This window comes from Prevotella sp. CAG:255 (assembly GCF_000431195.1).
In the GTDB taxonomy this organism is placed as follows: Bacteria; Bacteroidota; Bacteroidia; order Bacteroidales; family Bacteroidaceae; genus Prevotella; species Prevotella rara.
Genome location: NZ_HF986835.1, coordinates 48537 through 70152, shown reverse-complemented (window position 1 = coordinate 70152; position 21616 = coordinate 48537). Strand labels below are relative to the sequence as shown.

The following is a 21616-nucleotide window of genomic DNA, read 5'->3' as shown; positions in this document are numbered from 1 at the left end:
TATCATTTTTTGTATTTTGTGCGATTATTTGCAATGTGTGTGCGCAAAAGAAAGAAGTGTTTAGTATGCCTAAGTTAAGCGGTTATGCAATTGGGCAATACCAATATTCTGGTAAATATAATTCAGAAAGCAATACTTTTAGTTTACGAATGGTTAGATTGTCTTTGGACGGACGTATATTAAATGACTTTGCATATAAACTCCAGGGACAAGTTAATGGAAATACAACAACTCTTGGTGAAAGTCCGCGAATCGTTGACGTCTTTATTGAATGGCAGAAATATGATTTTATCAAGATAAAAGTAGGACAGTTTAAACGTCCGTTTACTTTTGAGAATCCTATGAATCCCATTGACCAGGGGTTTATGAGCTATGCTCAAAATGTGACTAATCTTTCGGGATTTAATGATAGAACAGGTGAACATTCATCGAATGGTCGTGATATTGGAATACAATTACAAGGTGATTTACTAAAAATAAAAGAAGGGAGGGCACTGTTACATTATCAGATAGGTGTGTTTAATGGCCAGGGTATAAATACGAAGGATGTAGATAACCAGAAGGATATTATTGGGGGATTGTGGGTTATGCCAATATCTGGTATGCGTTTAGGAGCATTCGGGTGGACTGGTTCATATGCACGTAAAGACAATAATGGAATAAAAAGTTTATCTAAACGTCGCTATGCCATTAGTGGTGAGTATGTTACAAATGACTGGACTTTCCGTTCTGAATACATACACTCTACAGGATATGGCTTTAAAACTGTTTATAATGATAAAACAAATTTAAGTGAAACTGAAGTAGATTATGAAACAGGTAATAAGGCTGATGGATTTTATGCATTAGCTATAGCGCCAATAATAAAAAATAAGTTTCATGTAAAAGCTCGTTATGATATGTATCGGCCAAGTGCAGAATGGAATAATAGCAAGGCATATTATGAAATTGGTGCAGATTATGAATTCGTAAAGAATTTGAAGATTTCAGCAGAATACATATTGGTTAATGACCGTTCTTTAGAAAAACATAATTATAGTATGATTGATACACAGTTATCATTCAGATTTTAAAAAATGTAATACCATGAATATACCGTCAGTATTTTGGATTGTGCCTTTCGCATCTGTTTGTGCGTTAATAATGGCTTTTTATTTTTATAAGTCAATGATGAGAGAAGATGAGGGCACAGAAAGAATGAGAGAAGTTGCAGGGTATGTAAGAACTGGTGCAATGGCATATTTAAGACAGCAGTATAAAGTTGTAATAATTATATTTGTTGTTATCAGTCTGATATTTGCATTTATGTCTTATGTGCTACACGTGCAAAATCCATGGGTACCGTTTGCATTTATTACAGGCGGTTTGTTTTCTGGATTATGTGGCTTCTTTGGCATGAAGACAGCTACATATGCATCGGCACGTACTGCAAATGCAGCTAGGCATAGCCTTAATAATGGATTAAAAATTGCATTTCGGAGTGGAGCTGTAATGGGTTTGGTTGTTGTTGGCTTAGGCCTTATGGATATAGCATTGTGGTTTGTCATATTAAATGCATTTTATGATGGTGAAGCCAATGCTCTTGTTACAATTACGACAACAATGCTTACATTTGGTATGGGTGCGTCTACTCAAGCCTTGTTTGCCCGTGTAGGTGGAGGTATTTATACTAAAGCTGCAGATGTTGGTGCAGACCTTGTCGGTAAGGTTGAAGAAAACATACCGGAGGATGATCCGAGAAATCCGGCAACCATTGCAGATAATGTCGGCGATAATGTCGGTGACGTTGCAGGAATGGGTGCTGATCTATATGAGAGTTATTGTGGCAGTATCTTAAGTGCTGCTGCATTGGGTGCCATGGCTTTTGGGGTTAATTATGAAATGCAGCTTAAAGCAGTTATAGCTCCAATGCTAATAGCGGGTGTTGGAATATTTTTATCTTTAATCGGCATTTTTGTGGTTAAGACAAAGGACAATGCTACAATGAAGGATTTGCTGCATTCGTTAAATTTAGGTACAAACGTTTCGGCTGTTCTTATTGCAGTTGCATCATTTTTAATCTTGTATTTGTTAAAAGTTGAAAATTGGATCGGACTTTCGTTTTCTGTAATTAGTGGACTTCTCGCAGGTGTTATAATAGGAGCAGCAACCGAGTTCTATACAAGTCAAAGTTATGGTCCGACAAAGGATGTGGCTAAGTCTTCCGAAACGGGATCAGCAACAGTAATTATTAAAGGTATAAGCACAGGAATGATTTCTACCATGATTCCTGTAATTACAATTTCTGTTGCTGTAATGTTAAGTTATTTGTGTGCGAACGGCTTTGACATGTCTATGAATTCAGAAAGTATTTCTAAAGGAATATATGGTATAGGTGTTGCTGCTGTCGGCATGCTTTCAACTTTAGGTATAACATTAGCGACGGATGCTTATGGCCCTATAGCGGATAATGCAGGTGGTAATGCCGAGATGTGTGGATTGGGAGAGGATGTAAGAAAAAGGACCGATTCACTTGATGCTTTAGGAAATACTACAGCCGCAACAGGAAAGGGATTTGCTATAGGAAGTGCAGCATTGACAGCTCTCGCTTTATTGGCGTCATATATTGAGGAAATAAAAATAAATATGGTAAGAGCGGCTAACGAAGGTGTTGTCTTTATTGATAATTTAGGAAATGTTTTTGAACCTAAAAATGCTCAGCTGTTAGATATGATAAGTTTCTTCCAGGTTAACCTCATGAACCCAAAGGTTTTAATAGGAATCTTTATTGGTGCTATGTCTGCATTTATATTCAGTGGTATCACGATGGGAGCTGTTGGACGTGCAGCAGGTTCAATGGTAGAAGAGGTTAGAAGACAATTCAGAGAGATAAAGGGTATCTTGGAAGGTATAGCAACTCCGGATTATGGCCGATGCATACAAATTTCTACAAAGTCAGCTTTGCGTGAAATGATATTGCCTTCTTTATTGGCTATAGCTATTCCTGTGTTAGTAGGTATAGTTCTAGGTGTTTCCGGCGTTCTGGGACTTTTAATAGGTGGAATGTCCACTGGATTTACTCTTGCTATTTTTATGTCAAATGCTGGAGGGGCATGGGATAATGCTAAGAAAATGATTGAAGAAGGTAACTTTGGCGGTAAAGGTTCTTCTTGCCATAAGGCGGCAGTTGTAGGTGATACGGTTGGTGATCCTTTTAAGGATACTTCAGGTCCCTCTTTAAATATATTAATTAAGCTGATGTCGATGGTTAGTATTGTGATGGCAGGTCTGACAGTAGCCTTAATTTAGAAACTCGACATGTCAAAATGACACTAATAATTAGTCGATTTTGTACTTTCGGCCAATCGTACCCAATATTTTATATAATTTAATAATATGAAATAACTTTATTATAAAAAAATAATGTAACTTTGCGGGCGAAAAAAGAAAGGCCGTATTTAATGCGGACACTTAGGAGTAATTAACGTTGATTAGACAGCGCTTTTAACAAACATTAGGTATAATTATTTAAGGAAATTATTTTAACCCTTTAAAATAAAAAAAGATGATTAAAATTGGTATTAACGGATTTGGCCGTATTGGTCGTTTCGTATTCCGTTCAACTCTTGAAGAGGCAAACAAGAACGATGTAGTTGTAGTAGGTATCAATGACCTTCTGCCTGTTGATTACATGGCATATATGCTGAAGTATGATACAATGCACGGCCAGTTTGACGGTACAATTGAAGTTGACACTGCAAAAAATGAATTGATAGTAAACGGAAACCACATCCGTGTTACAGCTGAAAAAGACGCTGCTGATCTTAAGTGGGATGAAATCGGTGCAGAATATGTTGTTGAGTCAACTGGTTTCTATCTGACAATGGACCGTGCAGAGAAACACCTTCAGGCTGGTGCTAAATATGTTGTTCTTTCTGCTCCTTCAAAGAAGGGTGAGGACGGACGTCAGGCTGATATGTTCGTTTGTGGTGTTAATACAGATAAATATGCTGGCCAGCAGATTGTTTCAAATGCATCTTGTACAACAAACTGTCTCGCTCCTATAGCAAAGGTACTGAATGACAAGTTCGGTATTGAGAATGGTCTTATGACAACTGTTCACTCTACAACAGCTACACAGCGTACAGTTGACGGTCCTTCTTTGAAGGATTGGCGTGGTGGCCGTGCTGCAGCAGGAAACATCATACCTTCTTCTACTGGTGCTGCTAAGGCTGTAGGTAAGGTTATCCCTGAGCTTAACGGAAAACTTACTGGTATCTCTATGCGTGTTCCTACTTTGGATGTTTCAGTTGTTGACTTGACTGTTAATCTGAAGAACTCAGCAACAAAAGAGGATATCTGCAAAGCAATGAAAGAGGCTTCTGAAGGTGAACTGAAAGGTATCTTAGGATATACAGAAGATAAGGTTGTTTCTTCTGACTTCCTGGGTTGTCCTTTGACATCAATCTTCGATGCTGATGCAGGTGTTTATCTTACAGATAAATTTGTAAAAGTTGTTTCTTGGTATGATAATGAGATCGGTTACTCACACAAGGTTGTAGATCTCATCAAGATTATGAAGAAGCACAACGGATAATTGATACTTGATTATAATTTGATAAAAAAAACCATTCGACATTGTCGGATGGTTTTTTTTTATTAATTTTGTACAGACTTCAGTATCATTAAACTTTATATTGCATAAAAATATGATAACCATTTTAGGTCCGACTGCATCAGGAAAGACATCGTTTGCAGCTGCTTTAGCTGCAGAAATTAATGCTGAAATAATTAGTGCAGACAGTAGACAAGTTTACCGTAATATGGATATAGGTACGGGTAAGGATCTTGACGATTATAAAATTGGTGATAAGCTTATAAAGTATCATTTAATTGATATTGCTGAACCTGGTACAAAATATAATTTATTTGAATATCAGAAGGATTTCTATAATGTATACAATGATATTATAGGGCGAGGAGTCACACCGATATTATGTGGTGGAACAGGATTGTATATTGAGGCTGTGTTGAATGGATATAAGTTGTTGCCTGTGCCGGAGAATAAGGAACTCCGTTTGGAATTAGAGAAGAAGAATTTGGATGAGTTGACAAAATTACTTATACAGCTAAAAAGAGACAATAAGTCTAATATGCATAATTCTACCGATATTGATAATAAGAAGCGGGCGATACGGGCAATTGAAATTGAAACATATTATAAAAATTGCCACAATCTTGAAGAACGTAATATTCCTCCAATTGACTCGTTGATTTTTGGAATTGAAATAGATAGAGATTTACGGCGCAAGCGAATAACAGAGCGGCTATTGCAGCGCCTTAATAATGGCATGGTAGATGAGGTTAAGATGTTGCTCGACAGAGGTATTTTGCCTGAAGACTTGATTTATTATGGACTTGAGTACAAATATGTCACCAAATATTTGATAAATGAAATAACTTATGATGATATGTTCCGTTCATTGGAGATTGCGATACATCAGTTTGCAAAGCGTCAAATGACATGGTTCAGAGGCATGGAAAGAAGAGGATTTAAAATACATTGGATTGATTTTTCACTTCCGATGGAACAAAAAATTAAATATGTAAAAAGCTATTTATAATTAATAATCTAATTATTTACTATAAAATAAGATTATAATATGTCAGGTGAAGATAATCGTTGGGGAATATTATATTGTCCGAAACATGGTATAACGGCATCTAAAAAGAGATGGGCAAAAATTGAGAACTGCTTGAAGGATAATGATATAAAGTTTGATTTTGTCCAAAGTGAGGATCAAAGCAGTGTTACAAGACTTATTAATATGTTTATAAACAATGGATATAAAACCATTGTAATTGTTGGCGGCGATTCTGCATTAAATGACGCAGTAAATTGTCTTATGTCTGTAGATTCTTCTATACGTGAAAAGATATGTTTGGGTTTGATACCTAATGGACTGATGAATGATTTTGCTCATTACTGGCAATTGAAAGAAAACGATGTTAATCAGATAATCGGATGGATAAAACAGCATCGTGTTAGGAAAATTGATTTGGGCTGTATTCATTATACAAACTCAGAAGGAGATATTTGTCATAGATACTTCTTGAATTGCGTTAATATTGGACTCATTTCGGCAATAATGAACTTGAGGCAGCGCACACACAGACTTTTTGGCTCCAGAACACTGTCTTTTCTGTTTTCATTAATTTTGATGATTTTTCAACGTTTGGATTATAAAATGTCGTTAAAAATTAATTCGGATATTATTAAAAGGAAAATTATGACAGTGTGTATTGGGAATGCGTCTGGTTATGGTCAAACTCCCAATGCTGTTCCATATAATGGTCTCCTTGATGTTTCTGTTGTTTACCATCCGGAGATGACACAGCTTTTTGAAGGATTTTATTTGTTATTTACAGGTAAATTTCTCAATCATCATAGCGTACATCCTTATAGAACTAGAGAAATTATCGTTAATGAAGCGGTTAAGGCAATGGTGAGTATTGACGGTCGGTTAATGAAAACACCGGTCGGGTCATATAAAATTACTGTTGAACAAGAAGTTATTAATTTTCTTATTCCGGCATGATGTCGTACTGTAATTTACTCGTCTAAAGTACTGACATTTGACTATATTGTGACTTAGATTAAAAACCATAGGTTTATGGGGCAGAATTCAGTGAGTTTTATCTTGAAATACACTGAGTTTTATAATGGAAACCATTGACTTTTGTTTTGACTATAGTTATGTAAAAATGATAGGGTGGGTTGTTGTAAATAATAATGCCAAAATAGTGAGTAAATATATTAATCTCCTATTTTGGCATTAAAATATTATTAGTGTGAAAAATATGCTTATCCTAAATATTTTATTAATATTTTTGCATTTCCACTTTCACGCAATTTCGCGATACTTTTTTCTCTAATCTGACGTACGCGCTCTCGTGTTAAACCTAATTGGTCACCGATTTCTTCAAGACCTTTCTCATGGCATCCGATACCAAAGCATTCGCGTATAATGGTTATTTCACGCTCTTTTAGAACTTTGCTTAATACTGTATTAAGCTCTAGTGCCATTGATTCATGATCAACGTGTCTGTCTGTTCGGCTGTCATCTCCGCTAGGCATTACGTCAAGCATGCAGTTGTCTTCACCATCCTGAAATGGAGCATCAATACTAACATGATGACCGTCAGCTGCTAAAGATTGGCCAATTTTGTCTTCATCAAGTTTTGTTACTTCTGATAGTTCTGAAACAGATGGATGACGCTGGTTTTCCTGTTCGAACTTGTTTATTTCATGATTGATCTTATTTAGAGAGCCAACTTGATTTAATGGCAGGCGGACAATACGGCTTTGTTCAGCAATAGCCTGCAAAATGCTTTGACGAATCCACCATACTGCATAAGAGATAAATTTAAATCCGCGAGTCTCGTCAAACTTTTGAGCTGCTTTAATCAGACCAATATTACCTTCATCTATAAGGTCGGTTAATGTGAGTCCCTGATGTTGATACTGTTTGGCTACAGATACAACGAATCTCAGGTTTGCTGTTACAAGTTTGTTTTTAGCCCGTTCGCCTTCAGGTCCGCCTTTTTTTATTTTCTGAGCTAACTCTATTTCCTCGTCAATTGAAATTAAAGGAGCTCTACCTATTTCTACAAGATATTTATCCAAGGCTTCACTTGAACGGTTGGTAATACTTTTCTGAATCTTTAATTGTCTCATCTATTTGCCTTATATTTTGTAAGTACCTGATTTTCAAGCCAATAGCTTGATTGTTTCTGAAAACGCTGCAAAATTACAAAAAATATCAATACGTTGTGCCGTTCTGTGGTTAAAAAATAATAAATAATAACATTAAAGTGTTCTTTATACGCTTAAATAAAGTTGCAAAAATAATGTAATTTTATTTTGCAAATTAAAATAAAAGAAATTATAATTTATTTTATGTAAAAATCATGTATAAATATTTTGTTTTTTCTAAGTGTATATCATTCTTTTTCTTATATTTGCCATTGAATTAATTTTTTAACTTTAAAACCTATTTATTATGAAAGTCGGAATTCCAAAAGAAATTAAGAACAACGAGAGTAGGGTCGGTATGACTCCGGCTGGTGTATCAGAGTTAGTAAAACATGGCCATTCTGTATATGTTCAACATACTGCGGGTGTAAATAGTGGATTTTCAGACGAAATGTATGAAAATGTTGGAGCAACCATATTGCCGACTATTGAAGATGTTTATCAGACTGCTGATATGATAGTTAAAGTTAAAGAGCCAATAGAATCGGAATATAAACTTATACGAAAAGGGCAACTGGTTTTCACTTATTTCCATTTTGCATGTGATAAGAAATTAACAGAGGCAATGATTGAAAGTGAAAGCGTATGTCTTGCATACGAGACCGTACAATTAGATGATAATTCACTTCCGTTGTTGACACCAATGAGTGAAGTTGCCGGTCGAATGGCGACAATTAACGGCGCATATTATCTACAGAAGACCAAAGGCGGTAAGGGTAAACTCATTTGCGGAGTGCCTGGTGTGCGTCCGGCTAAAGTAGTAGTCCTTGGTGGTGGAATTGTTGGTCAGGCTGCAGCACGTGTTGCTGCAGGAATGGGTGCAGATGTGGTTATAACAGACATTTCTTTAAGCTTACTGCGAGAATTGTCAATTACGATGCCTGCAAATGTTAATGCTATATATTCTTCGCATCATAATGTCGTTAATGAGATTAAGGATGCTGACATCGTTATTGGTGCTGTGCTTATTCCCGGTGATAAAGCCCCTCATTTGATTACAAAAGACATGTTAAAGATAATGGAGCCTGGAACGGTTTTGGTTGACGTTGCTATTGATCAGGGAGGATGTTTTGAAACATCACATCCAACAACGCATAGCGATCCTGTGTATGTCGTTGATGGAATTGTACATTATGCTGTAGCTAATATCCCCGGAGCGGTGCCAAACACATCAACATATGCCTTGACTAATGCAACACTGAAGTATGCCTTGGCTTTAGCTGATAAAGGGTGGAAGAAAGCATGCAAGGATGATGCTGCTTTATGCAAGGGATTGAATATTGTTGAAGGTAAGGTAACTAATAAGGCCGTTGCAGATGTCTTCAATTTAGAATATGTTCCAGTAGAATTGTAATTGTTTTAGATAAATAAACAGCCCGTCTAAATATAGGAAAGAGATGGGCTGTTTATTTAAAATACATAATAGGGGGGAATTGCTTTATGTCCGATTCCATTTAATGGATAATTATTTGTCTTGTAAAATACTTTTTCTGTTTTTTCTTTTAAATCCAAATAATTCCATTAGTGAGTTGAAGTCTTTTTTCATGATTAGTCCAATTCCCTGAGTATTTAATGATGATTTAGTAAAATATCGATCATTTGTTTGATTGTAGACTTTGAGCGATATATTTCCATTTGGAAGTAGCAAATAATTCACATCGAAGTCACCGATAAACGATGTCGTAGCATTTGCGTTATCGCGATATCCAAACTGTCCGTTAATTATCAGACGGTTGTTTAATAGTCTTCCGGATAATAAGCCTTCATATTCTGCATTGTTGAAACCTTCATCACCGGTGCTAATATTGGCTCCAAATGTCCAATTGTTGTTTTTAACCAGATTTCCTAGAAGAGAGTTTATTTGCTGGCTTATTGTTCCGCTCAGCAAACTCTGCATTGCAAGGCTTGTTTGGTTCTGTTGATTTTCTTGGTTTGATGAATTGTTGTTGTCTTGCATATAAAATCGTCCAATGCTTAATAAATATACAACTTGCTGATTCATTTCTTCTTCACTATTAATTACAGTGCGAACCATCTGTTCTGCCTCATTGCTTACGGTTGGCAGGTCAAGGTCAAAGTCGATGTGAGGTGTTTGTGGCGTACCGCTAATATTCATGATACAATCTACCCTGATGTTGTTGCTCGAGAAGCTATTGCCGATTTGCAAGTCAGAAAGAGGCACACTATTTACGGTGTATAAGGCTTTAAGGTCAAGTGATGCATTGTAAGGGTCGCCTCCGAATACAATGGTGCCACCATTCTGGAATTGGAAGATTTTCTTAATTATATTTTGTATCGTAAGTTTATATATACCATTTTCAATTTGGTATGTACCAAACATGTTAAATGAGCCTTTGTTAAAGTATGTGGCACGAATGCTGCCAGTTCCGTTTAAAGCAATATAGTCATAGTTTGACTGGTCCATTAATACGCGTAATGTCGCATCTGGATTCATATTAACGAGGAAGTTAATATATAAATCAGAAGGTTTGTCAATCTCAGCAGCTTCCTTGACAGACTCTTTGGCTATAGAGTCTTTACTAACTGTTTGGCTGATTGCCGTTTTGTCATGCCATGTAATAAATTGCTGGTCTGATATTGTTTCAGGACTTGCGGCATTATATTCTATAAAGGAGCCTTTTTCCGGAGTAATATTTATATCTATGTCTATTCTTCCGTTACCTCCTTTTATCGTACATAGTCCGGTGCCGTATGCAGTACCGTAAAATGTATTATTAGAATAACTTTGTGTGTCATAACACAGCAGGTTGTGAGTCCTTATGTTTAAATCGTATGTTAGGTTTGTTAAATGTTTATGGTGGAGTGCCCCGCTGACGATACCAATATTTCCATTTCTGTCTCTTATTGTGTCTGCAGCAAAGATAATATTGTCAGGACGGAATCGTATCGTGTCGTTTATTAACGTATAAGTTGTATTTAAGGGGATTATTCTTATGCTGCCATTTGTTACGAGATTTCCTGTTAGATTAATGTTGTTTAATGGACCATGTAGTCTAACGCTTCCGTTTGCATTAGCTATAATATTATTCATAAATGATCCACAAAAGCCTTCAAGAAATTCAATGTTTGTATTCCTTGCACCAATGTTTAAATCAATATAATTCCTGTCAGGAGAAACATAACCTTCAATTCTGGTTTCTACATTATCTTTATCTTTAGCTATAGCGTTGATATCAATTTGTTTTTCTGATTTATTCCATGATACGTGGGCAGCTAAATCTCCCATACGGCCATCTTGAAATTTGAATTGACTGATATTTAGATTTGCATATAACTCAGGATCGTAAAAAACAGATTTGATAAAAGCTTTGCCTGTTGAATAGCCTTTAAAGTCGACAGAATGAAAATTTACCAAATTCAATACATAATTGACATCAACATCTTGCATGTCGACAACGATTGAATCTGACAAATCCTTTGTTGCCATACCATATATTTTGATATGTTGTTTATTATGCTCAATAGAAAAATGATCTATCATTAAATTGCCATTATTGTATTTTATGCTTGCAGGTTGTACATGCCATGTGGTATCATTGATAAGTATATCTGAAGGCTTGATGTCAACGCTGATGTCTGGTTTACCTGTATCATTCTTAATAAATCTCGTTTCTGCATTTAGAGATCCTAAAAAAGGCTTACTTTGATTGTTGTTCCATTTAATCTCTGTTAATAATTTGTCGTTAATGGTACTTAAATTTAAATCAAGAGACAACTTTTGACCATTGTTCATGATTTTATCAATTTTACCTTCTAATAATAATGTATCGTTAGGGGTATGGGCATTAATGAAGATATTTTCATAAGGATTATTTTTGTATATAATTTTATCCGCCTTACAATACATTGAAAATGTCTTCTTTTCGTCATTGATTGTAGCGGTTAAGTTCATCGGCGCTTTTAACTCTAAAGGAACGTTGAAAAATTTATTAACCCATTCAGAATTAGATATATTTGCTTTAATTTGAAATTTATTGCATACATTAGGCTGCTCCATAAACATTGTCGGTAATTTTTCATGGAGCAAATTGTTTATACTTTTAGCTAATGTGCTAATATTATATTGGCCATTTATAGCGATATTTCCAAAATCGCTTTGCAGTGACATTGAATCTTGACAAGCATTTAAGCTTATTGTTTTGATTGTATATAAATCCGATGAGGAAACCATTGTGAAATCTTTTATGGCTAAATTACCATTAAACGGATTTATATTTTGATGATTATAAGTTATGTTTGAGTTTATATCAAAATTGAATTTTGTATCTTTCCATTTATTTGTAATATTAAGTTTTGACAAATTCAAATTTCTGACAGATGCAATTATGGATGTTTCTTTTGATAGATCTGTTGATAGTCTGCCCTCAATGTTTATTTGCCCATTGGGGTCATCCAATTTGAAAAGGCCATCAAATATATTTTTGTCATATAATCCTTTTACAATTATATTCTTGTATTGGTAATTATTATATTCAAATCTTGGAAAAATGCCATCAATATATATGTTTTTATTTGTTTTTGATATGTTATTGTATTTAACTATTATTTTTGATGAGATTTGCCCAAAATGCTTATTGGGAAATAATTTGCCCAAATTAATATTATCTGTATCAATATTGGCATAAATGTCGTTAACATTTTTGCTTAATTTGACTAAAATATTTCCTATGTCAGTTTTTAAATTACCATTAATCGATATATATTTATCATGTCCATTAGTGTTGCCGGTATAGTAGATTTTACCTATACTATTTATAAAATCAGGTAATTTTGTATTTGGATTTATTTCTTTGATAGTATGTGCAATCCATTCAGCAGAACTTTCTATCTTTCTGATATTAGCATTCCAAATGAAACCGTTTTTATCTTTTTTTAGCTTGCCATTACCAATAAAGACTAATCCTTTATCTATAGAATGCAGATTAAAGCTTTCTATGTTAATACTATTGTAAGTTCCTGTAAATGTGGCTTTTGATGATAAGGGCGTGATGTTATGTTTAATTCTAGGCAGAAGGCATTTTAGGTCAGAAAAATTAATTCTATTGATATTTATGGCTCCTGAATAAGCGATGGTCTTATTGTCGATTTTGCCGTTAATTGTTTTGTAAACTAAAGATAGTGATTCAGATTCAATTTTGGAGTTTGGTAAAGATAAGTTGAAATTATGAAGCTTAGCGCACTTCTTATTGAAAGAGAAATCAAACGATAACCTTCTCAAGTCTAAGCCTGAAGACTCTTTAAAGGATAATTTTTTTACAGAAATGTAGGTGCTGTCCTGTGTGTAATATGGAATAATAATATGAGCGCTGATGTCATTTAATTTGATGTGTTTGAGATTGAAATGTGATGATGTATAAGGTGCGTCATAGATATCATAACGAATGGCGCCATGTCGGATTATTAATGAATTAATACTTAGCTTTAAATTTGATTTTTTATTTTTATCTTTAGATGAAAGTGAGTCTAATACGAATTGGTAATTTGGTTTTGAAGTGTTAGTCTTTTTGTAAAAGTTCCCGTCAAATCCAAATATCTGTGCAGAAGATATATATATACATCCGTTTTTAATTAGTTGATAATAGTCTATTTTTGCTGCAAGGCGTGATGCAGAAATCATTTTTTTTGATGTCTGATCATATATTTCAACGTCATCGATAATTATTCTATTTAGAAAACCTAAGTCAACATTTCCAATGCTTACATGTGTGTTGAGTTTTGTTGATAGGGCATTACTTATGCGTGTACCGAACCAATTTTGTATAAACGGTATATGAATAAATATGATTATAGACCAATATCCAATTATTGCAGTCCATAATATCCCATTAACAATATGCTTTAATGTTTTCAATATTCGTTATGATTTAATGAATGTTTAAAGGCAAAAGTGGTATAGCCATTTCGAAATTTCCTACAAAAATACATGAATTCATTGTAATAAACGAATAAAATATGGAAAATGGTGTAAACAACATTTACATTGGATGTATTATGAGTATGATTAATTTGTTTGGATAGCACAAACTTTAATTTTTGATTTATTTAGATTAGTTATTGCGCATGTAAATAATACACTTTTCTTAAATTTTGTTCGTTTTTTACGTTGATTTTATGTAGATTTGCGCCATAATAAATTAAAATATCCAGTTCTTTTAACTGACACTATGACAAAAGTTATTAAATTACGTAAAGGATTAGACATTCACCTTAAAGGCAAGGCCGAGAAAGTAAAAATGAAAATCAATATTGGCAAAGAAGTTGCGCTTTGCCCGGATTCTTTTCCCGGAATACAGCCTAAAGTTGTTGTGAAAGAAGGTGAACATGTAAAAGCAGGTGAAATCTTATTTGTCAATAAGCAATTCCCATCAGTGGGTTTTTCTTCTCCTGTCAGTGGAAATGTTTCTTCAATTGTACGAGGTGAAAGAAGAAAGGTTTTACAGGTTGTTATTAGTTTGGACGAAAATCAGGAATACGTTGATTTTGGAGTAAGAAATGTTAATGATGTCTCTTCGAAAGAAATAATCGACTCATTGCTGCGTGCTGGGCTTTTCGGTTATATAAATCAATTACCTTATGCGATATCTACAAATCCAGATGTTTTGCCAAAAGGAATATTTATTAGCGCATTACGCGATAAACCCCTTGCTTGTGATTTTGAGTATGAACTGACAGGTAATGAAATAGATTTTCAAACGGGTTTGACTGCTTTATCAAGGATATCGAAGACATATTTGGGCATTGGACGTAATCAGTGTTCTGAAAGTTTGCGCCGTGTGAAGGATGTTGAGGTAAACATATTTGATGGTCCGTGCCCGGCAGGTAATGTAGGCGTTCAGATAAATCATATTAATCCTGTGAATAAGGGAGATGTTGTTTGGACCGTAGATCCTACTACTGTCATTTATATTGGAAGATTATTTAATAAAGGTAAAGTGGACTTACATCACACAATAGCTATTGTTGGAAGTGAAGTGCATGAGCCTTGTTATGCTGATGTCTTGGTAGGGCAGAAGATAGAAACTTTATTGAAAGATAAAATTTCACACGAAAGAAATGTCAGAATCATTAATGGAAATGTACTTACAGGACGTAAGTGTTCTTTAAATGATTTTGTAGATGCTCATGCTTCAGAACTGACTGTGATTCCTGAAGGTGATGATACAAATGAACTGTTTGGATGGATTATGCCGCGTTTCAAGGACTATTCTGTTAATAGAAGCTATTTTAGCTGGTTGACGAAGAATAAAGAATATGCATTAGATGCGAGAGTAAAAGGTGGCAGAAGAAATATGATAATGAGTGGAGAGTATGACAGCGTATTGCCCATGGATATTTTAGGTGAATATCTTATAAAAGCAATAATTGTTGGAGATATTGACAAAATGGAAGCATTGGGTATATACGAAGTCTCTCCTGAAGATTTTGCTTTGCCTGAATTTGTTGATTCTTCAAAACTGGAACTTCAAGATATAGTGAGAAGAGGGTTGGATATGTTGCGTAAAGAGAATGCTTAAATATTACTTAATATGTTGAGAAATTATTTAGATAAAATAAAGCCTTTATTTGAGGATGATGGAAAGCTCCATTGTTTTCGTAGTGTTTTTGAAGGTATAGAAACATTTTTATATGTTCCAAATTCCACATCAAAGACGGGGACAAATATACATGACGCTATTGATTCAAAGCGTATTATGAGCATTGTCGTGATAGCATTGCTGCCCGCTTTATTATTTGGTATGTATAATGTCGGTTATCAGAATTATTTGGCTGCTGGCCGGTTGGCTGATGCAACTTTTTTTGATCTCTTCATATATGGATTTCTCGCCGTTTTGCCTAAAATTCTTGTTAGTTATATTGTTGGCTTGGGCATCGAGTTTATTTGGGCTCAGATGAAAGGGGAAGAAATTCAAGAAGGTTATCTTGTTAGTGGAATATTAATACCTTTAATTATACCAATTAATTGCCCGCTGTGGATATTGGCTATTGCTGTCGCGTTTTCTGTAATCTTTGTAAAGGAGATTTTTGGCGGTACAGGTATGAATATCTTTAATGTGGCGTTGGGAGCACGTGCATTTTTATTTTTCTCTTATCCAACAGAAATGAGTGGTGACAGCGTGTGGATAGCAAATGACACAATATTTGGTTTGGGTAATGTCTTGCCTGATACATTTACGCAGGCAACACCTTTGGCTCTGACAGCACAGAATATGAGTATTGGATATGACCTTCGTGAGCTTATTGTTGGTTTAATACCTGGTTCTATTGGTGAAACAAGCGTAATTGCTATAGGCATAGGAGCATTAATACTATTGTTTACGGGCATCGCAAGTTGGAAGACAATGTTAAGTGTCTTCTTTGGCGGGGCATTTATGGCCTTTGTCTTTAAAGAATTAGGTATGACATCTATTACATGGTATGAACATTTGTTCCTTGGAGGCTTCTGCTTTGGTGCTGTGTTTATGGCTACTGACCCTGTTACATCTGCAAGGACTGAAACCGGAAAATATATCTATGGATTTCTTATTGGCGTTGTTGCAATAGCAATAAGGATTATGAATCCAGGATATCCGGAGGGAATGATGCTCTCCATATTATTAATGAATATGTTTGCGCCTCTTATTGATCATTGTGTTGTTCAGCACAATATTTCAAAGAGAGCTAAGCGTACTTCACAAAAAATCTAAATTAATAGCATTATGGCAAAAGATAAAAAGATATTGAATACTAATTCAAATATTTATACCATCGTTTATTCTGCGATAATTGTTGTTGTTGTTGCTTTTTTGCTTGCATTTATTTCAAGTTATCTGAAGCCTGCACAAGATGTAAACGTAGCATTAGATAAGAAAAAGCAGATATTGGCAGCACTTAATATTCGTGGGCTTAGTGATAATGAGGTAGCTGAACAATACAAAAGTATTGTAGAAAGTGATGATGTTATAAACTCCGATAATCAGATTTTGACAAAAGGAACAAAAGGAGGAGAGCAGGCCGGATTTAAATTAAATAGTGCAGACTTCAAAGCTGGACGTCTTGCTTTGTATGTCTGCAAGATTAATAATGAAACAAAATATGTTATACCCGTATATGGAATGGGCCTTTGGGGACCGATAAGCGGATATATAGCAATTGATTATGACAAGAACACCGTTTTCGGAGCATATTTCACACATGAAAGCGAAACGGCAGGCTTGGGTGCAGAAATTAAAGATAATATAGAATGGCAAAAACAGTTTATCGGTAAAAAACTTACAAAAGATGGTGTTTCCGGTATAGCTCTTTCTGTGGTAAAAAAGAATGACGTTAAAGACAAACACACGCAATGTGATGGCATAACTGGAGCGACATTGACATCTAATGGTGTTGACTTAATGCTAAAGGATTGTTTAGGCAAATATATGAGTTTTCTTAATGACAAATAAAAAATAATGTGTTATGGGAAAGTTAATTTCAAAAGAAAATAAAAAGATTTTCACCACGCCGTTGAGTGTAGATAATCCTATACTTGTTCAGGTCCTTGGTATTTGTTCTGCCTTGGCTGTTACTTCTCAATTGAAACCTGCGATAGTTATGGGGCTTGCTGTAACAATCATTACGGCTTTCTCAAATGTAATAATATCTCTTATAAGACATACCATACCCAACCGAATCAGAATTATAGTCCAGCTTGTAGTTGTTGCGGCATTAGTAACTATAGTAAGTCAGATTCTAAAGGCTGTGGCATATGACGTAAGTGTGCAGTTGTCTGTATATGTCGGTCTTATTATTACAAACTGTATATTAATGGGACGTCTGGAAGCTTTTGCCATGATAAATAAACCCATTCCAAGCTTTATAGACGGTTTGTCAAACGGTCTTGGATATGCGATGATATTGGTAATAGTCGGTGCTGTGAGAGAATTTCTTGGTAGAGGTTCTTTGTTGGGAATACAGATTATTCCTGACAGTTTCTATGATGCCGGTTATATTAATAACGGTATGATGACAATGCCGGCTATGGCATTGATACTTCTGGGTTGTGTTATTTGGATACATAGGGCATTCTTTTCCGAAAAAGATTAAATGTTTTGAATAAGATATTTGTTATGGATCACATTATAAGTTTATTTTTCAGGTCAATATTTGTTGACAATATGATTTTCGCATTCTTTCTTGGAATGTGTTCGTTTCTAGCTGTTTCAAAAAATGTTAAGACCTCATTGGGGCTTGGTGTGGCAGTTACTTTTGTTCTTATTATCACTGTACCTGTTGACTATTTGTTGCAGGTCTATGTATTAGGACCAGACTGTCTTGCGGAAGGCGTTGATTTGTCATATTTGAGCTTTATTCTATTTATTGCCGTTATAGCAGGAATAACGCAACTTGTGGAGATGGTTGTAGAAAGATTCTCACCATCTTTATATTCTTCTTTAGGAATATTTTTACCTTTGATAGCTGTTAACTGTGCTATTATGGGAGCGTCCTTATTTATGCAGCAGCGAATAAATCTTGATCCGTCTAATTCTCAGTATATCGGTTCTGTTGTAGATGCTGTGGTATATGCGGCAGGTAGCGGAATTGGCTGGACCTTAGCAATTGTTTCTATGGGAGCTATAAGAGAAAAAATGCAATATTGTGATGTGCCACGTCCCTTGCAAGGGCTAGGCATTACATTTATAACGGTAGGTCTCATGGCGATGGCAATGATGTGTTTTTCTGGATTTAAAATATAAATTTAATATGGTACAGTTTATTTTTACGAGTATAGCAGTATTTCTTATAATAATTCTTTTGCTCGTTACTATTTTGCTGATTGCAAAGCGCTATTTGTCGCCAAGCGGCAATGTCAGTATCAATATAAATGACAAGACAACTATATCGGTGCCTCAAGGAGCGTCGCTGATGTCTACACTGACAGAAAATGGTATATACCTTCCGTCTGCCTGTGGTGGAAAGTCAAGCTGCGGACAATGCAGGCTTCAGGTGCTTGAAGGAGGTGGGGAAATTCTTGATTCAGAAAAACCACACTTTACACGTAAGCAAATAAAAGATCATTGGCGACTTGGATGTCAATGCAAGGTGAAGGGTAATTTAAAGATTAGAGTTCCAGAAAGTGTTTTGGGCGTAAAGGAGTGGGAATGTACTGTAATCAGCAACAAAAACGTAAGTTCTTTTATTAAAGAATTTATTGTTGCCCTTCCTGAAGGCGAGCATATGGACTTCGTTCCAGGATCATATGCTCAAATTAAAATACCTGCATATGATTGTATTGATTATGACAAGGATATTGACAAAGACAGCATAGGGGAAAAATTTCTTCCTATGTGGGAGAAGTTTAATATATTCTCGCTAAAGGCAAATAATCCAGAACCAACAATTAGGGCATATTCAATGGCAAATTATCCTGCAGAAGGCGACAGGATCATGCTTACAGTCCGTATTGCCACGCCTCCATTCAAACCAAGGCCTCAGGTCGGCTTTCAGGATGTTCCTACAGGAATAGCGTCATCCTATATTTTTAGTCGTAAACCTGGTGATAAGGTAATAATGAGCGGACCTTATGGAGATTTCCATCCTATTTTCAACAGCAAGAAAGAAATGATTTGGGTTGGCGGCGGAGCTGGTATGGCTCCTTTGCGTTCACAGATAATGCATATGACGAAAACGTTGAATGTTAGAGATCGTGAACTTCATTATTTTTACGGAGCAAGGTCGCTTGCAGAAGTGTTCTATCTTAATGATTTCTTGGAATTAGAGAAGGAGTTTGATAATTTCCATTTCCATCTGGCATTGGATAGACCGGATCCAGAGGCAGATAAGGCCGGTGTAAAATATACACCAGGATTTGTACATCAGGTAATGTATGATACTTATCTTAAGTTTGTCGACTCTCCTGAGGATATTGAATATTATATGTGTGGTCCTGGTCCAATGAGTAATGCAGTAGTAAAGATGCTCGACAGTCTTGGAGTTGAACCAGAATCTATAATGTATGATAATTTTGGATAATTGGGCAATGTTTATGCCTTAGTATCTTAGCAATTAAGCCGAAAGAGAAATATTTTAATATTCTTTTTCGGCTTTATTACATTTTATTGGTGAATGTCTTTTGTATGAAAAGAACTATTCTATATCTTTTACAATTGGTTACAGTCTTCCGTTCAATGGGCTTTTATGATTAAAAATATATGAAGACCAATCTTTATTTTAGAACCAAAGACAAGCATTTCCGCAGCATTCTGTTCTTAGTCAGTTTTCTTAATATAGTGTAACTGCGACTATATCTTTTATCCGGCAATGGGAACAGTCCGCAATCTTCAAGGCGTTTCAAGCGTGAGCTAAGCTGTTTAGAAGAACGTGTAAGCCTTATAATGCTGAAGATGTAATCAATCGTAAGTTGTGAAACACGTCTTTGTAATGCCTGGCTGTCTGCGATTGGCAATTGTTCAGATAGTTCTTTCAAATGAAATATAATGTGTTCTATGTCATTCAGGCGTTTTAGTATAAGTCGGGGATCTTTATTCTTTATCGAATCAGATGGTCGTTTCTTGTATGAATAGGCGACAATGTCTGTGCTGTAAACTTTTTCAGCACGTAGAAAAAGTTGTGGGGTGAATTCTTCATCCGTATTCAATAAGCTTGGGTTGAAACGTAAGTCCAACAATATTTTTCGGTTAAATATATAACCCCATGCCGTGGCATGAAGATTGTTATGACGCATATAGTGGGCACCATCCATAGGCTCCGGTATGTAAAAAGATGACGTTTCCTTCTTTTTACCGGAGGAGTTGAACAGTACAATATCGGGTACGTTATATCTGACTATATCCAAACAATGTTCGTATGCATCAGGGATTAGTTTGTCTTCACCATTTATAAATTGTATAAAGTTACCAGAGGCCATTCTTAAGCCAAGGTTTCTTGCTGAACTGACGCCGTTCTTTTTCTGTCTGACATATATTATTTCATCGCGATATTTTTCTAAACAGTCAATTATCGAAACATCAGAACCGTCGTCGATAACGATTATTTCTTTCTCTTGTGTTCTAAGCGATAGGCCTGTGATGCTGTCTAGGCATTCTGTTATTTGTTTTACAGGCAGGTTTCTGCATGTAATAATAAAACTTACTAAGGGGCTATTGCTGGTGTCAAAACTAGTATTCATAATTGCAAAATTAATGTTTAATTTGCAAATTTGCAACATTACAGATTGCTTAATAAGTATTTTTATTGCATATAATAATCTGTGTTAAGGCAAATTGTAGTGTCATATAATTTGCATTTTGTGTCTTAATCAAACAATGTCGTTTTTAGCGGGTTTAAGGCTGGTTAACATTGCTGTATGCAAAAATTAACTTTCGACGGATTTGCGTTAACACTTTTGTTGCGTGTACTCTAGCTTTGCTTTTGTTCGATAAGTAATACCGATAGGACAGTTTCTGTTCGGTTTTTCTGTTTTTTAGTAGGGATGTTATCATTGATTTATGATTATTTCTACACAAAAACATATTGTTTTATAAGTCAAAACACATTGATTTGTGTTATGAAACATGCTTAATTAGCCGGTAAAAGGCGGTATATTATAGGTGCGTTTTTTTATGTGTTCTCTAAGTGATATTATAAGTATCTGATATTCAGGCTGTTATATCGGTGTTGTTTTGTGTCTGTTTCGCAGAAAACTATAGCCAAATATTGGAAATAATATGAAATATAAGGCTTGAATTTAACACAAATGCGATAATTTAACTGACATTAGGTTAATATACGTTTACTTGATATACGGAATGTTTGCCGGTCTATTGCTATGTTTTTATTTGCATG

At 35.2% G+C, this 21616-nt stretch carries 15 protein-coding genes; 12 read left to right on the top strand and 3 right to left on the bottom strand.

Going from position 1 to position 21616, the window contains the following annotated elements:
* The first annotated feature begins 65 nt into the window (after positions 1-65).
* The 5 genes from QVO66_RS10725 (at position 66) to QVO66_RS10705 (ending at position 6578) form a co-directional block, all read left to right on the top strand.
* Positions 66-1073 (top strand): porin, encoded by a 1008-nt coding sequence (locus QVO66_RS10725; RefSeq protein WP_288172826.1) that lies wholly within the window; start codon positions 66-68, stop codon positions 1071-1073.
* 13 nt (positions 1074-1086) lie between these two features.
* A complete protein-coding gene (locus QVO66_RS10720; protein ID WP_021855490.1) occupies positions 1087-3288 on the top strand; it encodes a sodium-translocating pyrophosphatase in 2202 nt (733 codons plus the stop codon).
* 256 nt (positions 3289-3544) lie between these two features.
* Entirely contained in the window at positions 3545-4576 is a 1032-nt protein-coding gene (gap, locus tag QVO66_RS10715; protein WP_021855489.1) for a type I glyceraldehyde-3-phosphate dehydrogenase, read from the top strand.
* A 112-nt stretch (positions 4577-4688) separates the two neighbouring features.
* Positions 4689-5603 (top strand): tRNA (adenosine(37)-N6)-dimethylallyltransferase MiaA, encoded by a 915-nt coding sequence (gene miaA, locus QVO66_RS10710; protein ID WP_021855488.1) that lies wholly within the window; start codon positions 4689-4691, stop codon positions 5601-5603.
* Positions 5604-5642: 39 nt separating this feature from the next.
* On the top strand, positions 5643-6578 hold the full coding sequence (locus QVO66_RS10705) for a diacylglycerol/lipid kinase family protein (protein ID WP_021855487.1): 936 nt from the start codon (positions 5643-5645) through the stop codon (positions 6576-6578).
* Positions 6579-6844: 266 nt separating this feature from the next.
* On the opposite strand, the gene QVO66_RS10700 is transcribed toward QVO66_RS10705, so the two are convergent.
* A complete protein-coding gene (locus QVO66_RS10700; RefSeq protein WP_021855486.1) occupies positions 6845-7717 on the bottom strand; it encodes a sigma-70 family RNA polymerase sigma factor in 873 nt (290 codons plus the stop codon).
* Between the two features lie 325 nt (positions 7718-8042).
* Here QVO66_RS10700 and ald point away from each other — a divergent pair, with 325 nt between their 5' ends.
* Positions 8043-9149 (top strand): alanine dehydrogenase, encoded by a 1107-nt coding sequence (ald, locus tag QVO66_RS10695; RefSeq protein ID WP_021855485.1) that lies wholly within the window; start codon positions 8043-8045, stop codon positions 9147-9149.
* Positions 9150-9260: 111 nt separating this feature from the next.
* Here ald and QVO66_RS10690 read toward each other — a convergent pair whose 3' ends face one another.
* Positions 9261-13667 carry a translocation/assembly module TamB domain-containing protein gene (locus QVO66_RS10690; RefSeq protein WP_021855484.1) on the bottom strand — a complete coding sequence of 1469 codons (4407 nt, stop codon included), beginning with the start codon at positions 13665-13667 and terminating at the stop codon, positions 9261-9263.
* Positions 13668-13980: 313 nt separating this feature from the next.
* Here QVO66_RS10690 and QVO66_RS10685 point away from each other — a divergent pair, with 313 nt between their 5' ends.
* The 6 genes from QVO66_RS10685 to nqrF are packed head-to-tail and all read left to right on the top strand — an operon-like array spanning position 13981 to position 19804.
* Complete coding sequence (locus QVO66_RS10685) at positions 13981-15330, top strand: Na(+)-translocating NADH-quinone reductase subunit A (RefSeq protein ID WP_021855483.1); 1350 nt, start codon at positions 13981-13983, stop codon at positions 15328-15330.
* A 12-nt stretch (positions 15331-15342) separates the two neighbouring features.
* Positions 15343-16500 (top strand): NADH:ubiquinone reductase (Na(+)-transporting) subunit B, encoded by a 1158-nt coding sequence (locus QVO66_RS10680; protein WP_021855482.1) that lies wholly within the window; start codon positions 15343-15345, stop codon positions 16498-16500.
* A gap of 12 nt (positions 16501-16512) precedes the next feature.
* The gene (gene nqrC, locus QVO66_RS10675) at positions 16513-17238 is read left to right on the top strand and encodes an NADH:ubiquinone reductase (Na(+)-transporting) subunit C (protein WP_021855481.1); all 726 of its coding nucleotides are present in this window, start codon (positions 16513-16515) and stop codon (positions 17236-17238) included.
* Positions 17239-17251: 13 nt separating this feature from the next.
* The gene (locus QVO66_RS10670) at positions 17252-17878 is read left to right on the top strand and encodes an NADH:ubiquinone reductase (Na(+)-transporting) subunit D (protein ID WP_021855480.1); all 627 of its coding nucleotides are present in this window, start codon (positions 17252-17254) and stop codon (positions 17876-17878) included.
* Positions 17879-17901: 23 nt separating this feature from the next.
* Entirely contained in the window at positions 17902-18528 is a 627-nt protein-coding gene (gene nqrE / locus QVO66_RS10665; protein WP_021855479.1) for an NADH:ubiquinone reductase (Na(+)-transporting) subunit E, read from the top strand.
* 7 nt (positions 18529-18535) lie between these two features.
* On the top strand, positions 18536-19804 hold the full coding sequence (gene nqrF, locus QVO66_RS10660) for an NADH:ubiquinone reductase (Na(+)-transporting) subunit F (RefSeq protein WP_021855478.1): 1269 nt from the start codon (positions 18536-18538) through the stop codon (positions 19802-19804).
* Between the two features lie 193 nt (positions 19805-19997).
* Here the strand turns inward: nqrF and QVO66_RS10655 are convergent, their stop codons facing one another.
* Positions 19998-20960, bottom strand: a complete 963-nt coding sequence (locus tag QVO66_RS10655; RefSeq protein WP_288172823.1) for a glycosyltransferase family 2 protein — start codon at positions 20958-20960, stop codon at positions 19998-20000.
* Positions 20961-21616 lie beyond the last annotated feature (656 nt).